Origin of the sequence: Winogradskyella sp. UBA3174 (assembly GCF_002364335.1) — a bacterium.
Lineage (GTDB): Bacteria > Bacteroidota > Bacteroidia > Flavobacteriales > Flavobacteriaceae > Winogradskyella.
The window spans coordinates 1-18807 of sequence record NZ_DEXW01000061.1; the positions used below are offsets into that span (position 1 = coordinate 1).

The window sequence follows — 18807 nt, forward strand, 5'->3', positions numbered from 1 at the left end:
GAATAAGTCAGCCTTAGTGTATTTGGTTAAAAAAGCGTATAATTCTTCAGATGAAGCTGTTAGCAAAAGTGTTTCTTCAAGCCCTATTTTTTCGTGTTTCAGACGCATTTTATTCCCATTAAATAATTCGTTGAGACGTTCTTCACTTAACCATGAGAGCGCTAATTCATTATCCGAATTTATATCGAGTTTACTTACCGAATGGGTTTTTAAAAGATGTTCTGCTGCTAAACTGTTAATTTCCTCTTCTTCAATTTCAATTGGAATGAAGTCTAAAAAATATTGATTTTCTATTTTGAAAGGCATCGCTATAAAACCAGCTTCTTTATCGTCTTTTAGATGCGTAATAAAGTAGCCCTCTTTATAAGTCTCAAAAATAATTAGATCTTCTTTAGATAACGCTTTGGCTTCTTTTTTCTCTTCTTCAATTTTTGATTTCATAGACTCTACAGTCCATTCACCTTTTTTATTGTCGGTCCAGCTTCCTAAAAGCTTTTCATTAAAGCTTAAACTATCTTTTGTATAAAACGGTTGAAGCGATTTTACAATACAAGAGCTAAAGAGTAAAAGGGTTAAGATTAAAATTATTCCTTTAGTTTTCATAATATAGGTTTTAAAAGTTTTAGCTAAACTCTTACTATTTGTTTTCAGCTACAATAAATTTCGACAAACAAAAGGCAACTACTGCCAAACAATTTAGAGTATAAATTATAAATTTAAATACTCTAAATTTTTTGGTGAATTTAGTTTACACTTTATAGTGTTTTCGGATGGTTCTTTTAACCCTAAATAGTCTAAAAACGCCTATGATTAGAAGTATGGCAGCAGTAACAATTAATATACTGCCAAAAGATTTTAAGTCAGAAAAGAACTCAAGTTTTAATATTGTTACACCAGTGCCAAGGACGACTAAAAAGGTTCTGAAATAAGCTAAAAACGTACGTTCGTTAGCAAGTTTAGTTCGCTCAATAGCTAACCAATCTCTTGTAATAAGACCATTAGTCTCTTTTTGTTTTGATGTCTCGGACATTAATGAATTCCTTTTAAAAGATTAATACTTACTGTGGCTAATTCACTATCTGGAAATTTAGCAAAATGTCTATCGTCTGGTATTAAACCAGCTTTCTTGGCTGTATCTCTAAACACATCGACTTCCAAAATATATTGGTCGCTATAACCATGAGTTGCATCATAAGCTGTTGCTGCTGTTTTGCCTAGATTATTAGCTGTTAATTTTGAATTTATAGTATGCAACTCTATGATTAATAATCCAAATTTTTCAACGTATGGTTTCCATTTGGTAAGATGTTCTAATAGCGAAGCCTCTACGTTATTATTATTTAAACGATTACCTTTATATACATATGCTCCAGAAGATTGGCTTATAAAATCATAATCTTTCTTTGGAGCATCCCAAATACGATTATGGTCTAAAAAAGTTCGGACATTTAGTAAATCGTGCAATTCAATATTATAATCTTCTTTTAAATCATTAGCCAACAAATCTGGTCGGCCAATATCTCCCCAAATGACCTTTGCCCAAATATCTGCTTTTATTAAGTTGGCTCGTGTTACGCGTAAAGCGGCTTTATTAAAGTCTGCACCAACTAGGAATAAAGGATAGTCATCTAACAATTTACCTCTTAATGTTTGTTTCTCTATAACGTTAAAAATATGTTCAATAAACGCTCCATTTCCACAACCCATATCTAATATGCCTTTTGGTTGTTCGTCTATTGGCCTATTAAATAAATCGATAATAACTTCATCTATAACTTTAAAGTAGGTGGTATGAGCACCACCACTTCCCCAAACATTCATTTCTCTATGTACATGCTTTTCAGTATCGTTAGGTGATTCTGTTTTTAACACTAAAGGATTGCCAAAAAGAAGTTCATCTAATTGTAAAAATGTTGGAATATAAGATACAGTAACTCCATAGGCACTCGCACGTTTAGCAAAGAATAGACCCTTGTCTGTAAACTGATAGGTGTTTTTCTTTTTGTTGAACCAACCTAAGTGCGATAAATAATCTAAAATTTTCTTGAAACTTTCCGGATCTTTATGATATTCTTCGGCTGTAAATGAAGCATCCATAAAATATTTGTGGAACAAGCCATTAACTCCCAAAAGCACAATAATAGGACCAGCAATAACTCCTTCAATATGTTTAAGGATTTGGTAGTCTATAGAATTTTCATCTGCTATATCTAGACCATAGTTGACTTCGAACTTTTTAAAAATACGTTCTAAAACTATAAAAGCATCAGTACCAATCATTTTTTCATTGGCGAAACGGTCAGAATATTTTAGAAGATTAACAACATCTTCATATAAATGAATTTGATTAAAAGCTGTTTCAGAGTTTTTATTTGTGTTATAAATTGTTGTATTTGTTTTGTTATCTAATTGCTGTTCTAGCCAACCTTGAGAACACAAAACACGTAGTGCTACATTGAGATAGCCTTCGTTTGCTTCAAATTGACGTGTTAGATCTTTTAGATAAACCTGTTTTTTTTCTAGAATATGTTCTAAAACTCCTTTTTTATGAAGTGTAAAAGCTGAAGTAGCTACCGCAATACCATCTAAATGACGAAATATGGTACTTCTTAGTTTTGATTTATCTGATTTAGTAAGCATGCTTTAAGTTTGACTTAAAGATATAAAAAAAGCACTTAGTTAATTAAGTGCTTTTAGACTAAAATTGTTTTACTCTAATTAATGAATTACTCCATTTACTGTTTGTATAAATGTCACTACCAGCTAAAGTTCTAAGAAATGCAATTACTGCATTTCGTTCTTCATCAGTAATATTTAATTGCTGACCTATTCCATTTGTACTGAGCCTTGGGTCTAAGTTGGTATTACCAGCTAAGTTTATGTGATCGTAGCGATTCATTATTGTTGCTAAATCATTACTAGCACCAATATGCATAAATTGTCCGTTACTAGTGCCATCTGCTTTTACAACGTCACGTAAACACGGTGACCTTGTTACCGTAAGATCTGTTCCTGTTTGATTTGCGATACCTATAACACCGTTATTTAGAGAATTAGGATGCTTACTAAGTTTTGGAGCTTGATGACAGTCAACACATTCTAAACCCCCATTTAATCGTGCACCTTGATTATTGAAATTTGGTAGTTGTGAGAACAATTGCTTTCCTAAATTTTCTTGTTGTGTGAAGTTTGTAAAGGGTTGGTTGTCATTATTTGTTAATAAACGACCTTTATCATGCTTACTATCAAAGGATTGAATGCTTCAAAAAACTGAGCTAAGGCATTTTGTATTTTAGTTTCATTTATGATGTTATCACCATAAACTAAATTGAATAATTGCGGATAATAATCTGTGTTTTCAAGTCTTTTTTTATATTTAAAGTTGAGATACTATCTCAATTTCGGAAAATCAACAGGACTCACTTCATGCATTACATTATAAACAGCTTCAAAAATATCTTCTGATGATGGTTTAGAAAAGTAATCTCCATCTGTTCCATAAGCTGGTCTATGTGGTTTAGCTGCCAATGTTTTTGGTTGGCTATCTAAATACTGAAATGCATTTTGCTCATTCAATATTTGATCTAAAATATAAGCTGAAGCTCCTCCTTTTACATCTTCATCAATGACCATTACACGATTAGTTTTGGCAATACTTTTAACGATATCATGATTCAAATCAAAAGGTAATAAGGATTGAATATCAATAATTTCGGCATCAATACCAACTTCTAACAATTCTTTAGCAGATTGCTCAACAAGACGTAATGTAGATCCATAAGAGACTAAAGTAATATCATCACCTTCTCTTATAGTTTCTACTACTCCAAGAGGTGTTTTAAATTCACCAATATTACTTGGCATCTTTTCTTTTAGTCTATAACCATTTAGGCACTCAACAATTAAAGCAGGTTCATCACTCTGTAATAACGTGTTATAAAAACCAGCAGCTTTGGTCATATTTCTCGGCACCAATAAATGAATACCTCTAATAAGATTTAATACACCTCCCATTTGAGAGCCAGAATGCCAGATGCCTTCTAGTCTATGACCACGAGTTCTTATAATTAATGGTGCTTTTTGACGTCCTTTAGTTCTGTACTGAAGTGTTGCTAAATCATCACTCATTATTTGTAGTGCATACAAGATATAATCTAGGTATTGTATTTCTGCAATGGGTCTTAAACCACGCATGGCCATTCCAATTCCTTGACCAAGAATTGTAGCTTCTCTAATACCAGTATCTGATATCCTTAACTCACCAAATTTAGCCTGAAGCGCTTCTAAGCCTTGATTTACATCACCAATATGACCAACATCTTCTCCGAAAATTAAGGCTTCTGGGTATGCACTAAATATTGCATCGAAATTATCTCTTAAAATAACACGACCATCAACCTCTTCTGCATTGGCATTATAAGTTGGTGCTATTTCAGTATGGTTTTGGGCTCTAAGGTTAGATTCGCTATGTAAATGAGAACTGTATTTAGGTTGTATTTTTTCGATATATGCGTTAATCCAATTTTGTAGCTCAGTTTTTTCTGAAGTATTTTCTGAAACCACGTAGCGTAATGATTTACGAGTAGCAGACAGTAAATCTTTGCGTAAAGGCTCATCAATGCTATCTAAATCATTTTTCAATTTAGAAATAAAGGCACTATTTGAACTTGAAGCTGCTACTTTATTTAATAGTGAAATAACTTCTTGTTTTTCTGACTTTATAGGATCGATGAAAGCAGACCATGCCGCTTTTTTACCATCTCTAACCGCTTTTTTAATTTCTTTTTCTAAGGCTACTAACTCATTATCTGTGGCAATATTATTTTCAATTACCCACTTACGCATTTGAACATTACAATCATACTCAGCTTCCCAAGCCAAACGCTCTACATTTTTATAACGCTCGTGAGAACCAGATGTAGAATGACCTTGTGGTTGAGTTAATTCTTGAACGTGGATCATTACTGGTACGTGCTCTTTACGAGATACTTGTGCAGCACGTTGATAGGTATCCATGAGTTCTGGGTAATTCCAGCCATTTACTCTAAAGATTTCATAGCCATTATTATCTTTATCTCTTTGAAAACCTTTTAAGATTTCAGAAATATTTTCTTTAGTTGTTTGGTGTCTTGCGTGTACAGAAATTCCATATTCATCATCCCAAACACTAATAACCATTGGTACTTGTAAAACACCTGCAGCATTAATAGTTTCAAAAAACAAACCTTCACTTGTACTAGCGTTACCTATAGTTCCCCAAGCAATTTCATTACCTTCTTTAGAGAATTTAGTGGTATCTATGCCATTTACATTTCTATATATTTTAGACGCTTGTGCTAAGCCGAGTAATCTTGGCATTTGTCCAGCAGTAGGGGAAATGTCCGCACTAGAGTTCTTTTGTTTAGTAAGGTTTTTCCAATTTCCGTTTTCATCTAAACTATGTGTTGCAAAGTGACCTCCCATTTGGCGACCAGCAGACATTGGTTCGTCCTTTAAGTCTGTATTTCCATACAAGCCAGCAAAGAATTGCTCTATGCTTAGCTCACCAATTGCCATCATAAACGTTTGGTCACGATAATAACCACTTCTAAAATCACCATTTTCAAAAGCTTTAGCCCAAGCAATTTGAGGTATTTCTTTACCATCACCAAAAATGCCAAATTTCGCCTTACCAGTTAAAACTTCTCTACGTCCCAATAAACTACATTCTCGACTAGTAACAGCGAGTTTATAATCATTTAAAACTTCAGTTTTAAAATCTTCGAAAGTGATTTCAGTTTTTGTATCAGTGTTAGGCTTCATAGTGTGAGAAATTGAGATAGCGAAATTACTAAATTTTGAAATTTTGTGCAATAGCTAAAAGTGTTATAATATTGAAGTATTTTTAGCAAATACGCTATAATATAAAGAATAATATAAATAAAGTGTAAAAATTAACTTTTCAATAAGAATCTTCTAATACCACTTGCGTCTAAATAATCCCAATAAGACTTGAGGATCAACAGATACTATAAAGCGAATACTTTGGTCATAATTTGGTTGTGCTATCTCCCAACCACGATTAGAATAAATAGGAAAGTAGAGCTCTAAATAGTCTTCTACAAGATTTAGTCTAATACCAGAATCATAAACAAAATTAGCACTACTAAATTTATTTTTAACTAATCCAATATCTCCGTAGGCTTGGATATAGCGCCAAATAGATGTACTAAAATTAGCAGTTGTTATCCATTGATTAGCAAAGGCTGTTTCTAGTTGCGATTTAAAACCACCTTCTGCAATTATAATCTGTTGACTAAATATACCTGCAGCCTCTGAGCGACCCAAGTAATTAAGATCGAATAAATAATCGGTTGGTCTGTCTAAAGCAAAGCTAAAAAAATTAGAGTTTGGATCTGTGTTATTATCTAAAAACAAGCCTGTATAGAATCTAAAGTTAATGTTTCTGTTACTTTTAGTTAATTTTCTAAACTCATAACTTAAAGACAATTTACTGAATTTATCAGCAAATTGTAAATCTGAAGTGAATCTTGAAAAGTTAATAATTCCAGGGTTAGAATGGGTATATCTTAAATTTAAAACTCCGTAATCTGGCTCGTCTAATTCTTCAATAATAGCATTATTACCTAGTTTTCTACTAATACTTACATAGCGTGCGGTAATACGATCTACTTGGTCTTTTCTAAAATTACTATTATCTCTAAATGAAAAGGATATAGATGGACGTACTCTTGTTACAAATGCATCTTGGGCAAAAGATTGGTAGCCAGCAGAAATACCGTAAGTAATATCAAAAAGGTTTCTGTTTTCTATATTGTGTGTGTAAAAAGCACTAACACTTCCAGTAACTGCTCTAGATTTTGTAGCATATTGAGGTGAGAATCTATAATTTAAGCGTTTTCTTAAAATCGTTTTATTATAAAATTTTGTACCCAAAGTTAAACCATCATAGATATTATTAAATTCTACTAAAGGCATCAAAAATATCTGATTGTAGTAAGGGTCTTCTATATCTTTAAATAATCTAAATTGTAAAGGTTTATTAGTAAAGAATGATCCATTAACAGCTTTATAATTGTCACGTTGGTTAAATTCTGGTATTACATTATCAAAGTCTAAAACCAGTTTTTCAGTATCACCTTTTGGTATAGTAATAGTTTTAGTGTCTAATACACCCTCTACCCATAGTTTACTTAGTACACTATCGTTTTTAACCATAAACAAAGACACTGGCATTTTATTATCGCGCTTGTTTTTTATAGTTACTTTAATAGAGTCATCTAAAGTTTCGACAGATTTAATTTTAAAATCTATTTTTTTTCGAGTACTTATATAATCATCAAAAAACCAATCTATATTTTTAGTAGTCCTAGCTTTAATAAAAGTTTCGAGATTAGTTGTTTTTACAGGTTTTAGCTTATAAAGTTTTACAAATTCAGTTAAGGTTTGGTCTAAGTTTGTGTCCTCAGTAAAATCATTTAAATATTTTAAACCTACACCAGCTTTATACTTTCCGGCAATGTTAGCGTTAAATTTTAATAAAGAATCTTTAGAGGTAGTAAGTGGTTGGTCTTTGTTTTTTCTCGCAATTTCCATTGAATACAAGAAATACTGAAAATTAAAATTTAGATCAGCGGCATGAAACGCTCTAATTCCCCAAACATCAGAAAGTGTTCCCAATAGTTTCATATCTGGGTAATTTTCTTCGGCATATTTAATTAAGAGATAAATTTGAAGCCCTTCATTAAACCAATAATCTTTACGTGGATTAAATAAAAGGATATTGTCTAAGTATTTTTTTGTAGCTGTTTTTAGAAGTTTTAACTCAAATTGAAATTCATCAGGAAATGGTCTTAAAAAATCTGGAAGCTGATTAAGACCATAAAGCGGATTTTTATTGTAATCTATGTTGGTTACCAATAATTGCTTGTGAGGATACTCACCTAAATTCTCAGTTAAAAAGCTTGTAATTTTATCTGTTATAATAGCTTTCTGTGGGCTATTTAGTTTTTTTTCATAAATATCTGTTAACAGAACAAAGTCGTCCGTTTGCACAAAACTATAACTAGGAAATTTAGAAATAGATAAAAATGTGTCCATCCTATTTTTACCTGTTAATATTGTTTTTAACATTTTATTATTTTCTACCGGACCAATAGAAATTAAATTTAGTTCTGATGTGGTTTTGTAATTTATTGGGTGTGTAATACTTAAATTGATGTCAGAAAGTGGTACAAATAAATCATCTAAGTTTTTATTGCTATAATAATTCCATTTACCATCGTTTACAGTTGGTGTAATGTACCAGTATTTTAATTTTAGATCATCTGTATCTGTAATACCATAATCTGTAAATGCAGCATCTGGTAAGATAAGCGTATAATTTAGAACCAGTGTATAAGAATCACCTGGTCTTATTTTAGTTTTTAATTCAACTTTAATAACGTCTGGGTGTTTGTCTAGATAATTATATTCTAAACTTTGACTCTTACTATCTTTAAGAGAAGAAATTTTAGTGTAACCGCGTTGTCGGTCTTTAGCTAAATGAAATTTAGTTGTAAATTCTTCTTCAAATCGTTTAGCTAAAGGGGTAGATTTTGAGGAGTAGCTATGATTCCAATCATTTAAATATATCTCTGACCAGCTTGTACTAGAGTCGTTCGTATAAATTATAGTTTGCGATATAGTTATAGAATGCTCATCTATATTTACAACAGCATCTATATCCATTTGGTTTTGTCCGAATACAGATGAATAAAACAAGATAAAAACTATAAGTATTTGTATTTTTTTAATCAATGAGTTATTATGAATTTAATTGGTTTGAGACTTACATTTGAAAAGCCTATAAAATACAGTCCATCTTCTAAATCTGATATATCGAATTTTTGGAGACTATCAGTATTAGATTTAAATGACTTAACCTGTTGTCCAATATTATTATAAATTATTAAATCTTGGTTATATAATTCAAAAGAATTTATATAAAGCGTTAGCGAGCTATTATTTACGGTTTTTTCTAATAGAAAGTTTTCTAATGTTGCTACAGACTCTGTATGTAATAAAGTTACATTAGCTTCCAAAGATATAGTAACGGGAAGATGGTCACTGAAATTGTGCAATGCATCTCTAGTTTCAAAAGTAAACTGTGAATTTGGTAAACCACAATCTGTTGAATTAATTCGTCTATTATAACAGCTTAATAAACCATTATTACCATAGACTTGATAAGAATCTGCTACATAGTTGATCGTGGTTGAACCTAGCATATTTTCTGATGTTAGAATAAAATCAAAGCGATCATCAAAACCACCTGTTGTTCCTCCTAAACCAGTTTCTGTTCGTGTAGATTGCGTAAAAACATCTACAAAGTTTGTATTATTATTCCAACTTCCTATACGATTTACAGGATCTGTAAACGTAATGTTATTATTGTCTTGTAGTAATTCCTGAAAAGCAGGCTCTGAAGCTGTATATACATTTAAATCACCACCTAAAAGAATGTTACTACTAGATGGTAATGTATTTAAATAATTGTCTAATTCTAGAACCATATTAAAGCGTCGTTGTGCATTAACTGTTCCGCTAGACGCTTTAAGGTGACAAACAATAATATAAATTTCTATTGGGTTTGTAGCTTGGTCGGTTGTGTTGAGTTGAACTTTATAAACATTAAAATCTCTTAAATTAGTAGGTACTATAATTTCTTCCTCTAAAATAAATTTAGAGCTATCGTAGTACAATAAATTCTGTAAATCATTTTGATTACTACCAAAATCGTCAGACGTGTTAGAAACATAAGTAGCCATTTCAAAGTTTGAATTTATGGCTGATTTGGTTATGTTTAAAACGTTATTAGCACCAGTACTGTTATTTAATTCGCAAACTAAAAATAAATCTGGTTGATAATCTGAAAGAATAAATTCTAAATCATCTTCGCGATTAGGAACTGCATCTTCTAAAGGATAATTTAACAGATTATAAAACATCACTTTAAAAGTTTCTTGCGCAGAAACATTTAGAATAGTTAATAATCCGACTACAAATAATCCAAATACCTTCTTTTTCATAGCAGTGAAATAATAGTAGATATTTTTAGAAATTTGGACTTAAACCAGATTCTCTATAAAAAGCGTTAAGTATTTCTATAACTTCATCACCAGAGTCTACAAGGTGAATTAAATCTAAGTCTTTAGGACTAATATTACCTGCGTCTAATAGAGTTGTTTTAACCCAATCCATTAAACCTCCCCAAAATTCTTTTCCGACTAATATAATTGGGAATACTTCAATTTTATGTGTTTGAATCAATGTAATGGCTTCAAATAACTCGTCTAACGTCCCAAAACCACCAGGCATTACTACAAAGCCTTGAGAGTATTTTACAAACATCACCTTGCGAACAAAGAAGTAATCAAAGTCTAAACTTTTATCATTATCTATATATGGGTTATCATGTTGTTCAAATGGTAGCTCAATATTTAAGCCTACAGAAGTTCCGCCTGCAATATGCGCTCCTTTGTTACCAGCTTCCATTATACCTGGTCCACCTCCAGTAATAACTCCGTAACCTTGATTTACTATTTTACTAGCAACTTCTTCAGCTAACTTATAATATTTATGATCTGGTTTTGTTCTAGCAGAACCAAATATAGATACGCAAGGACCAATTTTACTTAGCTTTTCATAGCCATTAACAAACTCACCCATGATTTTAAAAATCGCCCATGAGTCGTTTGTTTTTATTTCATTCCAACGTTTATGTTTGTTTTCCATAGATTCAGTATTCAGTTTTAATTAGAGATAACTTGCTAATATAAGTGTTTTATAATCTTAGAGTCTAAATACCAATATAGTATTAATTCAATTCTTTTTTTAAAAACTTGGCTGTATAGCTCTTTTTATCTTTAATTATTTGTTCTGGTGTCCCTTTAGCAACAACTTCTCCGCCAGCGTTACCGCCTTCGTAACCAATATCTATAATATAATCTACAGTTTTTATGACATCTAAATTATGTTCAATAATTAACACAGTATTGCCTTTATCCACTAATTTATTTAGAACTTTCATTAGTACTCTTATATCTTCAAAATGTAAGCCTGTCGTAGGTTCATCTAATATATAAAAGGTGTTTCCAGTATCGCGCTTACTTAGTTCAGTCGCTAATTTAATACGTTGTGCTTCTCCACCAGAGAGTGTTGTGCTTTGTTGTCCTAATGTAATATAACCTAAACCAACATCTTTAATCGTTTTTAACTTTCGGTAAATTTTAGGAATATGTTCAAAGAAACCTACAGCGTCTTCAATAGTCATATTCAATACATCACTTATGGACTTTCCTTTATATCTAATTTCTAGTGTTTCGCGATTAAAACGTTTGCCTTGGCAGGTTTCACATTCTACATAAACATCTGGTAAAAAGTTCATTTCTATAACACGCAAACCACCACCTTGGCAGGTTTCGCAACGACCACCTTTAACGTTAAAACTAAAACGGCCTGGTTTGTAACCACGAATTAAGGCTTCAGGTATTTTAGAAAACAAGCTTCTTATCTCATCAAAGGTTTTGGTATAAGTTGCTGGATTACTTCGTGGAGTTCTTCCAATTGGCGATTGGTTAATATCTATTACTTTATCCGCATGTTCTAAACCTTTAATGCTTTTGTACGGCATTGGTTTTTTGACTCCATTAAAGTAATAGGCATTAAGAATAGGGTAGAGCGTTTCATTAATTAAAGTCGATTTACCACTTCCTGAAACTCCGGTCACACCAATCATTTTACCTAAAGGAAGCTCAATATCTACATTTTTTAAATTGTTACCAGTACAACCTTTAAGAACCATTTTTTTACCGTTGCCTTTTCGTCTCGTTTTAGGGATTTCAATTTCTTTTTTACCGTTAAGATAATCTGCAGTCAACGTATTATGCGTTAGTAATTCTTTTGGTGTTCCTTCGCTTATAATTTGGCCACCATGTTTACCTGCAAACGGTCCAATATCAATAACGTGGTCGGCACGCTCTATCATATCCTTATCATGTTCTACTACAATAACAGAATTACCTATATCTCTTAAGGATTCAAGCGAATTGATTAGTTTTTCATTATCGCGCTGGTGCAAACCAATACTCGGTTCATCTAATATATAAAGTACGCCAACTAATTGAGAACCAATTTGAGTGGCCAAGCGAATACGTTGTGCTTCACCACCAGAGAGTGATTTAGAACTTCGGTTTAAGGATAAATAGGTGAGTCCTACATCTAATAAAAACTGAACCCTATTTCTGATTTCTTTTATTATTTCTTCAGAAATTTGTTGTTGCTTACGAGACAAGCGTTCATTTAAACCTTTTAGCCATTCACTAAGTTCAATGATATCCATCTTTACTAAATCTGCGATGTTTTTACCATCTACTTTAAAGTATAAGGATTCTTTTTGGAGTCGAGAACCATCACAAACAGGACATTCTATATTATCCATATATTCTTTTGCCCAACGGACTAAAGATGTTGAGTTAGATTTGTATTGGTTATCAATAAAATTCGCAACACCTTCAAAATCTATATTATAATCTCTAGTTACACCAAGCATTTTACTTTCTACTGTGAATTTATCTTTTCCGCCAAATAAAATAATTTGTTTAGCTTCTTCGGGAATAGCTTTCCAAGGGGTATTAAGTGAAAAATCAAAACGTTGTGCAATCGTTTCAAACTGTTTAAAAATCCAACTTTTCTTTTGCGGACCATGAGGCGCTAATGCACCATTACTTATAGATAATGATTCATCTGGTACTAGTTTTTTTGGATTCACCACATACAGTTCTCCTATACCATTACAGTTTTTACAAGCTCCTTTCGGTGAATTAAATGAAAAATTATTAGGCTCTGGATTTGGATAGGATATCCCAGAGGACGGACACATTAAATTTCGGCTAAAATATCGAGGTTCATTTGTGTCTTGGTCAATAACAATTAAGACATCATCTCCATGATACATAGCTGTATTTATGGATTCCATGAGCCGCTTTTCGTTATCTTTAGAATCATCAATTTTTAAGCGATCGATGACAATCTCAACATCGTGAGTTTTGTAACGATCTAGTTTCATACCTTTTTCAATATCTACTATGTTACCATCTGTTCTTACTTTGACAAAACCTTGCTTAGCAATTTGCTCAAATAGTTCACGATAGTGCCCTTTACGAGAGCGTATTACTGGAGAAAGAATACTAATGCGTTTCCCTTTAAACGATTCTAATATTAATCCTTTTATCTGTTCATCATTGTAACTCACCATTTTTTCGCCAGTATTAAAACTGTAAGCATCTGCTGCTCTTGCGAATAGTAAACGTAAAAAATCGTAAATCTCTGTGATTGTACCCACGGTAGACCGTGGTGATTTACTCGTAGTTTTCTGCTCAATGGCAATTACTGGAGATAGACCATCAATTTTATCAACATCTGGTCGTTCTAAACTACCTAAAAACTGACGTGCATAAGCCGAAAAAGTTTCAATATAACGACGTTGACCTTCGGCATAAATTGTATCAAAAGCTAACGATGATTTCCCACTACCAGAAAGCCCAGTAATTACGACTAGTTTCTCTCTAGGGATAGTAACATCAATGTTTTTAAGGTTGTGAACTCTAGCACCTTGTACTTTAATAGAATCGTTAAATTGGCTCATAAATAATATAAAATCCTCCGAATGTTTTGGAAAGTTGCAAAGGTACAAATTTTAGATGTTAAAAATGACGTGAAGGTTTAGCCGTAAATTCATATAATTGTAATATAAATTTTAAATAATAAACATGAAATTACTAGGAATAGGCTCAAGAATAGATCACGCAGAACACGGAAAAGGTGTAGTGACGAATGTCACCTCAAAACACTATTGGGTTACGTTTATAGATAATGGTTTAGAAACTATAGATTTAGATTCTGAATTCCAAGTTATTGAAGCTGCTGAAGATGAAGTAGACACGGTTAGTTTTTATGAAGTAGAACGTACTTTAAAATCGGTCTTAAAAAAATGGTCAGATGTGTCTGAAGTTATTACGATTGCAGATAAATGGAAAGGAGGGAAACTCATAATGCAACCAGGAGATATAAATCTAAAATCTAGTGAAGTACCTATAGATGCCTTTTTTCATAAAATTATAATGGTACGCGATCGCTTACGTGTTATGGAGCAAAAGATTAATTCTAGTAACTTAGATGAACAAGAAAAGATTGACTTACAGCAATATATTACGAGAAGCTACGGAAGTTTAACGAGCTTTAATGTGTTGTTTAAGTTAAAGACGCAACAGTTTGTTGGGCAGCGTAGTAAATAATAGGTTTGTTATTGTGCGCTTAGAGAATTAAATTATATTAAAAATTAAGTCCTTTTACACCATCAAGCTCCAATCCTAAAAACAACAATTTATGAAAGGTTGGAAGTTGTGCACCACTTTCTGTAGTGATCCAATTCTCCCAAGTCGCTTCTAAACCATCTATTGGTAAAATAGCGACCCACATTTGGTAGCTTTTTGGCTTTCCATTTTCGTCTAAATGCCATAGGTATGAGTCTCCTGGTGTTGTACCACCAGATATGTAAGTGACTAATAGTGCATCTTTATTATCTTCTGTTTTAACCAAACGGCGTTCTACACCATTATCAAATACTTTGTATGGAGCTACTAACCAAAAGGAATCATTATTAAAATAAGCTTCGGCTTTATTTATGTAATCTTGTTTTTCAATACCATTATACTCTTGTTCTGCAACAAATACTTTAGAATTAGCTTTGTTTTCAAAATCTAATAAGACTGTGAAATTGTCCCAGTATACTTCACAAGTATTATCAGATTTGTACCATTTATAATGGTGTCTGTCTTTGAAGGTCCATTCTAAATAATCGGTATTTAAATAAGCTGCTTCGTCTAAGCTTTGTAACAACTCTAAGGCTAGTAAATCTGCCGCAGGTCCTTGTTTCCCTTCAGGCAAGTCTTCATTGTATTTTAGGTACATGAAACCGAAGAGTAAGAGGGTTGGTAATGTGAAGAAGATGATTACTCCACCAATTATTTTTAGTGCTTTTTTAAGTTTTGATTGCTTTGCCATGAATACACAAATTATTTTTTCAAAATTAATATAAATATTCGAACGTTATTGCGAGAAACAAAGCAAATGCAAAGCATTTTTGAATACGTTTAAAAAACAATAATAGGGAATCAGTAATATCACTACTTATGTCGTCACTTGGAGTGATTTTCAAAACTTGAGAAAACTTTATCGAGAAGTCTGATCTGTCATTTAGATGTTGTTCTCGATACAATTCTCGCTGACTCGAAAGACTCGAACTGACGTTATAATTAATTATCAGACTTATAACCAGCAGGTCGTTTCCAACGCAAAGGTGCTTTTGGTTCTGGTTGTAATTTAAACTCGTTACCTTTTAATAATTTCATGGCTTCTTGCACAGCACGTTCTAATTGCGGATCAATACCTTTAGATGTTAATCTTGGTTCTTGAATCACTTCAATATCTGGTGCGACACCTTCCCCTTCAACAGCCCATTCACCATTCACATCATAAAAACCACCTCTTGGTGCTACCATTCGTCCACCATCAATAAACGCAGGTGTATCCCAAGTTCCAACTAAACCACCCCAAGTTTTTGTGCCAATCATTGGACCTATGCTTTTCATCTTAAACATATATGGCAATAGATCTCCACCTGAACCTGCGCGCTCGTTAATGATCATAACTTTCGGTCCCCAAATACCTGCCATTGGTGTGGTCCAAGGTCTATTGTCACCAGCTTTACTATTAAAGTATCCGAATAACTCACGAGACATTATATCTATCATATAATCTGCAGCTGAACCACCTCCATTGTTACGTTCATCTATCACAGCACCTTTTTTATCTTGTTGAGAGAAATAGTAGCGGTTAAACGATGTAAAACCTCCACCACCTGTATTAGGTACATATACATAAGCTAATTTACCATTAGAGAGTTCATCTACTTTTCTTCGATTACTTTCGACCCAATCTATAGTTCTTAAACCACGTTCACTGCCTACTGGTTTAACTAAAACGGTTCTAGCATCTGTCATTGATGGTTTTGAGTTTACGGTTATGTTGATTTCGCGTCCAGAGGTCTGCTCTAACAGGTTGTATGGATTTACATCTGCTGAAAGTAGTTTGCCATTAATAGCTAAAATATAATCTCCCACATTAACGTTAATTCCTGGTTGCGCTAGTGGAGCTTTTAAATTAGGGTTCCAGCGTTCTCCATTAAAAATTTTAGAAATCTTAAAATTACCGTTTACCAATTCAATATCGCATCCTAACAAACCAACAGGCACACGATCGACATTAGGGAAATCACCACCAGATACATAAGAATGTCCTACTGCAACCTCACCACTCATAATATCTACCACATAATTTAAATCGGTTCTATGACGTACATGATCAATCCAAGGTGCATACCACTTATAAACATCCTCCCAAGGAGCTCCGTGTACATTATCTACATATAAGAAATCGCGCATATATCTCCAACCTTCTTTAAAAATTTGATGTGCTTCGGCTTTTGGATCTAGTTTTATTTTTAAGTTCGTCTTTAAATTATCCTTTCCAGGTTTTGGAGGTGTAGCAGCACTAGCTAATACCCAACTTCTATTTTGAAATAATAAAATTGAATTTCTATCTTCGGAAGCGACCATTTGCGATACACCATCTGCATAATCTGTTGCTTTCCCTTTTTCAACATCATAAGAATGAACTTTTAAGCCCTCTACATTCTGAATAGCTTCAGCAATAAACACCTTATTCTTAGGTCCTTTTAGTAGTGCCACATAATTTCTTGCAGGTAAATCTAAAGCGACAGCTCTATCGTAAATACCGTTTTCTGTAATCGTAACTTTAACATCTTTAGACTCTTTTTTATCACTATCTTTATTCTTGTTGTCATCCTTTTTATCAGTATCACTATCGGCCTTTTTAATATCCTCGCTATCATTTTTTGGAAGATTTGGTGCTTCATCTTCAGTATTTAACACTACAGCATATAAACTTCGTGTTAAAGTAGCTGCTGAATCAAAATTACTCATGTCTAGCCAACCCGATTGTAGTCCATAGTTAGTGCTCACCAATGTAAATAAATATTTGCCTGAAATATCCCAAACAGGCGAAATAGCATCAGCAAGCGGGTCTGTAAGTTGCATTGTTTTTTTAGAATCTACATTATATGCAAAAATGGCTTTGAAATGACTGTCTTGCTGCTTAGCAAATGCAATCCACTTACTGTCTGGTGACCAAACAGGATTCATAGTTCGGTTAGGATGTGCATAACGGTCTGTGGCGACTTTACTTATTTTTTTAGTGTCTAGATTTATTATCCATATATTATAATGCGTATCTGTATAGGCAATATGTTTGCTGTCCGGTGACCAATCTGGTTGAAAATAGAACGTCGGATTAGGTAGTTTAATAGCTTCTGCATTCTGGCCATTTTGATCTGCCAGCATTAATTGATATTCACCCCTTTTATCTGAAAACCAAGCAATTTTATCACCTTTTGGAGACCAAATTGGATTACGATCTGCAACACCAGGAGAATTGGTGACATTCATCCAAGTTCCATTTTCTTTAGGTACTGTAAATATTTCACCACGATGTTCAAAAATAGCACGTTTCCCTTTTGGCGATACATTTGGATTTGATAAGTTGGAAGCCAAAACATTATCCCACTTTGTTCGGTAGAAATTTAAGTCTGCTTTAACTTCAATATTTAATTGTTTAGTATCTGTAGACGTCGGATTGTAAAGATGAAGGTAACCACCTTGCTCATAAATAATTTTTGAAGCACTAGCATCTAAACTTTTAACATCGAATTTTTTATGAAACGTAATTTGCTTTTCTTCTTTGGTATCAGGATTAAAAGACCAGATATTCATGGTGTAATCACGTTCAGACATAAAGTAAACGATACCATTTAACCAAATAGGATCTAAATGACGTTCGCCTGTTGGTTGCTTAGTTCTTACTAAGCCTTTCGTCTCCATATCAACCACCCAAATTGGCATGGCTTGTCCGCCTCTATAGTTTCTCCATTCAGCATCCCAACCTGTAATTGGTGTATAAGCGATATGTTTTCCGTCTGACGATATCTCACCATAAGCAGCTCTTTGTATATCTAGAGCCTTAGGTAAGCCACCTTTGATGGAAATGGTAAAGAATTTACTAGTCATTGTAGGTTGACTTTCTCGACCTGAACGAAACACTACATCTCCATCTGGTGTCCACCCTTGCACAAAATCTCCGGTTGGGTGATAGGTGAGGCGTTTTGGCTCTCCTCCTTCCGAAGGCATAATAAAAACATCTACATTACCATCGTATTGTGCCGTAAAAGCTATCATCTTTCCATCATTTGAAAAGTGTGGACTTGATTCGTAACCATCATCGCTGGTTAGTCTAATTGCAGTTCCTCCATTTACTGATGCTTTCCATAAATCGTTAGCGTATACAAATACGACATCATTGCCATGTAATGTTGGTTGTCTTAATAATTGTGTGCCTTGAGAAAAGCTGAAAAAAGAATAGCATAATGCTATAGCAACGATAAATTGTTTCATGTGTTTGTCTTTAAATTAATAAATTGGTCACATGGTACATTCAAAAATAGTCTTTACTTAAAATTAAACTATTGATGATGAATGTTCCGTGTTGGTTGGTTTTAAGACGTAAGTTAGTTGAATAATTTGGTGACTATAAATATACGATATAGTGTTTGTCGATATTGTAAAATGGTGT

The 18807-nt window shown here is 33.1% G+C and carries 12 protein-coding genes; 1 reads left to right on the forward strand and 11 read right to left on the reverse strand.

Annotation, left to right across the window (positions count from 1 at the left end; translation table 11 throughout):
- The 9 genes from B2U95_RS11225 to uvrA form a co-directional block, all read right to left on the reverse strand.
- Positions 1 to 603, reverse strand: a 603-nt coding sequence (locus tag B2U95_RS11225; RefSeq protein ID WP_296316441.1) for a hypothetical protein, incomplete at its 3' end; no start/stop codon positions are given.
- A 145-nt stretch (positions 604 to 748) separates the two neighbouring features.
- Entirely contained in the window at positions 749 to 1030 is a 282-nt protein-coding gene (locus B2U95_RS11230; protein ID WP_296316444.1) for a DUF202 domain-containing protein, read from the reverse strand.
- Positions 1030 to 2640: a class I SAM-dependent methyltransferase gene (locus B2U95_RS11235; RefSeq protein WP_296316447.1), complete on the reverse strand. Its 1611-nt coding sequence runs from the start codon at positions 2638 to 2640 to the stop codon at positions 1030 to 1032. The genes B2U95_RS11230 and B2U95_RS11235 overlap by 1 nt, the downstream gene beginning before the upstream one ends.
- Positions 2641 to 2698: 58 nt before the next feature.
- Positions 2699 to 3157, reverse strand: coding sequence for a hypothetical protein (locus B2U95_RS11240; RefSeq protein WP_296316450.1), 459 nt, complete (start codon positions 3155 to 3157; stop codon positions 2699 to 2701).
- A 233-nt stretch (positions 3158 to 3390) separates the two neighbouring features.
- Positions 3391 to 5802: an alpha-ketoacid dehydrogenase subunit alpha/beta gene (locus tag B2U95_RS11245; RefSeq protein ID WP_296316453.1), complete on the reverse strand. Its 2412-nt coding sequence runs from the start codon at positions 5800 to 5802 to the stop codon at positions 3391 to 3393.
- 153 nt (positions 5803 to 5955) lie between these two features.
- The gene (locus B2U95_RS11250) at positions 5956 to 8799 is read right to left on the reverse strand and encodes a metalloprotease (RefSeq protein ID WP_296316457.1); all 2844 of its coding nucleotides are present in this window, start codon (positions 8797 to 8799) and stop codon (positions 5956 to 5958) included.
- Positions 8796 to 10070 carry a hypothetical protein gene (locus tag B2U95_RS11255; RefSeq protein ID WP_296316459.1) on the reverse strand — a complete coding sequence of 425 codons (1275 nt, stop codon included), beginning with the start codon at positions 10068 to 10070 and terminating at the stop codon, positions 8796 to 8798. The genes B2U95_RS11250 and B2U95_RS11255 overlap by 4 nt, the downstream gene beginning before the upstream one ends.
- Positions 10071 to 10095: 25 nt before the next feature.
- Positions 10096 to 10776: a TIGR00730 family Rossman fold protein gene (locus tag B2U95_RS11260; protein ID WP_296316462.1), complete on the reverse strand. Its 681-nt coding sequence runs from the start codon at positions 10774 to 10776 to the stop codon at positions 10096 to 10098.
- An 82-nt stretch (positions 10777 to 10858) separates the two neighbouring features.
- Positions 10859 to 13687, reverse strand: coding sequence for an excinuclease ABC subunit UvrA (gene uvrA / locus B2U95_RS11265; RefSeq protein ID WP_296316464.1), 2829 nt, complete (start codon positions 13685 to 13687; stop codon positions 10859 to 10861).
- Positions 13688 to 13811: 124 nt separating this feature from the next.
- On the opposite strand from uvrA, the gene B2U95_RS11270 reads away from it, so the two are divergent.
- A complete protein-coding gene (locus B2U95_RS11270) occupies positions 13812 to 14336 on the forward strand; it encodes a hypothetical protein (RefSeq protein WP_296316467.1) in 525 nt (174 codons plus the stop codon).
- A gap of 37 nt (positions 14337 to 14373) precedes the next feature.
- Here B2U95_RS11270 and B2U95_RS11275 read toward each other — a convergent pair whose 3' ends face one another.
- Together B2U95_RS11275 and B2U95_RS11280 are read right to left on the reverse strand one after the other, a co-directional pair.
- Positions 14374 to 15105: a hypothetical protein gene (locus B2U95_RS11275; RefSeq protein ID WP_296316470.1), complete on the reverse strand. Its 732-nt coding sequence runs from the start codon at positions 15103 to 15105 to the stop codon at positions 14374 to 14376.
- A 251-nt stretch (positions 15106 to 15356) separates the two neighbouring features.
- A complete protein-coding gene (locus B2U95_RS11280) occupies positions 15357 to 18629 on the reverse strand; it encodes a S41 family peptidase (protein ID WP_296316472.1) in 3273 nt (1090 codons plus the stop codon).
- Positions 18630 to 18807 lie beyond the last annotated feature (178 nt).

Coding starts and splice junctions, on each gene's coding strand:
- B2U95_RS11275 (WP_296316470.1), bottom strand. CDS start 15,105: ATGGCAAAGCAATCAAAACTTAAAAAAGCACTAAAAATAATTGGTGGA.
- B2U95_RS11255 (WP_296316459.1), bottom strand. CDS start 10,070: ATGAAAAAGAAGGTATTTGGATTATTTGTAGTCGGATTATTAACTATT.
- B2U95_RS11270 (WP_296316467.1), top strand. CDS start 13,812: ATGAAATTACTAGGAATAGGCTCAAGAATAGATCACGCAGAACACGGA.
- B2U95_RS11230 (WP_296316444.1), bottom strand. CDS start 1,030: ATGTCCGAGACATCAAAACAAAAAGAGACTAATGGTCTTATTACAAGA.
- B2U95_RS11260 (WP_296316462.1), bottom strand. CDS start 10,776: ATGGAAAACAAACATAAACGTTGGAATGAAATAAAAACAAACGACTCA.
- B2U95_RS11280 (WP_296316472.1), bottom strand. CDS start 18,629: ATGAAACAATTTATCGTTGCTATAGCATTATGCTATTCTTTTTTCAGC.
- uvrA (WP_296316464.1), bottom strand. CDS start 13,687: ATGAGCCAATTTAACGATTCTATTAAAGTACAAGGTGCTAGAGTTCAC.
- B2U95_RS11245 (WP_296316453.1), bottom strand. CDS start 5,802: ATGAAGCCTAACACTGATACAAAAACTGAAATCACTTTCGAAGATTTT.
- B2U95_RS11235 (WP_296316447.1), bottom strand. CDS start 2,640: ATGCTTACTAAATCAGATAAATCAAAACTAAGAAGTACCATATTTCGT.